The organism is Streptomyces sp. NRRL WC-3549 (assembly GCF_000721935.1).
Classification (GTDB): domain Bacteria; phylum Actinomycetota; class Actinomycetes; order Streptomycetales; family Streptomycetaceae; genus Streptomyces.
Genome location: NZ_KL585426.1, coordinates 51,048 through 54,176 on the forward strand (window position 1 = coordinate 51,048; position 3,129 = coordinate 54,176).

General features: G+C 74.3%; 2 protein-coding genes and 1 pseudogene. All 3 read left to right on the forward strand.

What is annotated here, in order from left to right; translation table 11 throughout:
* Positions 1 to 785, forward strand: a 785-nt coding sequence (gene hpnC, locus IH13_RS0128630) for a squalene synthase HpnC (RefSeq protein ID WP_063837506.1), incomplete at its 5' end; no start/stop codon positions are given.
* Positions 782 to 1,727 (forward strand): annotated as a pseudogene (gene hpnD / locus IH13_RS38715) (presqualene diphosphate synthase HpnD). The gene hpnC and the pseudogene hpnD, both read left to right, overlap by 4 nt.
* A 118-nt stretch (positions 1,728 to 1,845) precedes the next feature.
* On the forward strand, positions 1,846 to 3,129 hold a 1,284-nt coding region (gene hpnE, locus IH13_RS0128640), incomplete at its 3' end, for a hydroxysqualene dehydroxylase HpnE (RefSeq protein WP_031088903.1).

Here is a 3,129-nt window from a genome sequence, read left to right on the forward strand (position 1 = left end):
CCCCCCGCCTCGTCGACGACATCGGCGACGGCGACCTCGCTCCCGGCGGCGCCGACGCCCGCCACCTGGGAGTGGAGCCCGAGCGGAGCGAGGACCGGCTCGCCGTGCTCGACGCGTTCGAGGCCGACCTGCACCGCGTCTTCGCGCCCGCCGGCGACGGCCCGCGCCACCCCCTGCTGCGCGCCCTGCGCCCCACCGTGCGGCGCTGCGCGCTCACCCCCGACCCCTTCCTCGGGCTCATTGAGGCCAACCGGCAGGACCAGAAGGTCCGCCGCTACGCCACCTACGAGGAACTCCTGGCCTACTGCGAGCTCTCCGCCAACCCGGTCGGCCGCCTCGTCCTGCAGATCACCGGCACCGCGAGCCCCGAGCGCGTGCGCCGGTCCGACGCCGTCTGCACCGCTCTGCAGATCGTCGAGCACCTCCAGGACGTCGCCGAGGACCTCGCCCGGGACCGGATCTACCTGCCCGCCGAGGACATGGCCCGCTTCCACGTCGGCGAGGACGACCTGGCCGCGGCGTCCGCGGGAGCCTCGGTCCGCGCCCTGATCGCCTTCGAGGCCCAGCGCGCGCACGAGCTGCTGGACGAGGGCACCGCACTGGTGGGCAGCGTCCACGGCCGGCTCAGGCTGCTGCTCGCCGGATTCGTCGCCGGGGGCCGGGCCGCCCTCGGCGCCGTCTCGGCCGCCGGCTACGACGTACTGCCCGGACCGCCCAAGCCCACCGCGCCCCGTCTGCTGCGCGATGTGGGAGCAGTCCTGCGAAGAGCGCACAGAGAGAGGTGAGCCGGACCGTGGAGGGACAGACGACGTACACGTCGGCACCGGTACAGGCCGCGTACAGCTACTGCGAGGCCGTCACCGGACAGCAGGCCCGCAACTTCGCGTACGGCATCAGGCTGCTGCCGTACGAGAAGCGGCAGGCCATGTCGGCGCTGTACGCCTTCTCCCGTCGGGTCGACGACATCGGCGACGGAGCACTCGAACCGGAGACCAAGCGGATCCGGCTGGAGGGCACCCGCGAACTGCTCGACCGGATCCGGAACGGCGCCGTCGACGAGGACGACACCGACCCGGTGGCCGTCGCGCTCGCCGACGCCGCCCGCCGGTTCCCGCTGCCGCTGGGCGGTCTGGACGAGCTCATCGACGGCGTCCTGATGGACGTGCGCGGCGAGCAGTACGAGACGTGGGACGACCTGAGGACGTACTGCCGGTGTGTGGCGGGCGCCATCGGGCGGCTGAGCCTCGGCGTCTTCGGGACGGAGCCCGGCGTGCCGGGCGCCGACCGGGCCGCCGAGTACGCCGACACCCTCGGCCTCGCCCTCCAGCTCACCAACATCCTGCGCGACGTCAGGGAGGACGCGGGCAACGGGCGCACCTATCTGCCCGCCGACGACCTCGCCAAGTTCGGCTGCTCCGCCGGCTTCCACCGGGCCACCCCGCCCCCCGGGTCCGACTTCGCGGGACTGGTGCACTACGAGGTCCGGCGCGCCCGCGCGCTGTTCGCCGAGGGCTACCCCGATGCTCGACCGGCGCAGCGGTGCCTGCGTGGCGGCCATGGCCGGAATCTACCGACGCCTCCTCGACCGCATCGAGCGCGACCCCGAGGCCGTACTGCGCGGCCGGGTCTCGCTTCCCGGCCACGAGAAGGCCTATGTCGCGGTACGCGGCCTCTCGGGCCTCGACGCCCGCCACATCTCGCGCCGGACGGCCAGGGGGCGCGTGTGATGCCGGGACGGACAGACCTGCCGGACGGCGGGGAGGAGCGGGCAACCCCGCACCCACCTCGTGCGTCCCTGCTCACGACGACCACGACGATCACGACGGCACCGCGAAAGGGAGACGGATGAGCGGCCGGAGCGAGCACCCCTTGCGAGCGGTCGTCGTCGGCGGCGGACTCGCCGGAGTCACCGGCGCCCTCCGCCTCGCCGACGCCGGTGTCCGCGTGACCCTGCTCGAAGGCCGCCCCCGGCTGGGCGGACTGGCCTTCTCGTTCAGCCGCGGCGGCCTGTCGGTGGACAACGGACAGCACGTCTACCTGCGTTGCTGCACCGCCTACCGCTGGTTCCTGGACCGGATCGAGGGCGCGGCCCTCGCCCCCTTGCAGAGCCGGCTCGACGTGCCCGTCCTGGACGTGGGCCGGAGCGCCGGGCCCCGGCTCGGACGGCTGCGCCGCACCGGTCTCCCCGTACCGCTCCACCTGGCCGGCGGGCTGGCCGCCTATCCGCACCTCTCGCTCACCGAGAAGGCGTCCGTCGCCCGTGCCGCACTGGCGCTGGGACGCCTCGACCCGGCCGACCCCGCACTCGACGGCGTCGACTTCGCGACCTGGCTGCGCCGGCACGGGCAGTCCCGGCGCACCGTCGAGGCGCTCTGGGACCTCGTCGGCGTCGCCACGCTGAACGCGCGGGCGGCGGACGCCTCCATGGCGCTCGCCGCCATGGTCTTCAAGACGGGCCTGCTCTCCGACCCCGGTGCCGCCGACATCGGCTGGGCCGCCGTACCGCTCGGCGACCTCCACGACACGCTCGCCCGCAAGGCCCTCGAATCCGCCGGGGTCGAGGTCCGGCTGCGCAGCCGGGCCACCTCCCTGACCCGTACCGAGGACGGGCACTGGGCGGTCACGGCCGACGGTGAGCGCTTCGAGGCGGACACGGTCGTCCTCGCCGTCCCGCAGGGCCAGGCCCACGACCTGCTGCCCGAGGGGGCGCTGGACAACCCGGGCCGGCTGCTGGAGATGGCCGACTCGCCCATCCTGAACGTCCACGTGGTCTACGACCGCAAGGTGCTGCGCAGGCCGTTCTTCGCCGCGCTCGGCTCGCCCGTCCAGTGGGTCTTCGACCGCACCGAGTCCTCCGGGCTGCAGGGCGGCGGACAGTACCTCGCGGTCTCCCAGTCCGCGTCGCAGGACGAGATCGATCTGCCCGTCGCCGAGCTCCGCCGGCGCTATCTGCCCGAACTGGAGCGGCTCCTTCCGGCCGCCCGGGGTGCGGGGATCCGCGACTTCTTCGTCACCCGCGAGCGTGCCGCGACCTTCGCGCCCGCACCCGGGGTGGGGCGCCTGAGGCCGGGTACGCACACCCGTGCCCCCGGACTCCATCTGGCAGGCGCATGGACCGCCACCGGCTGG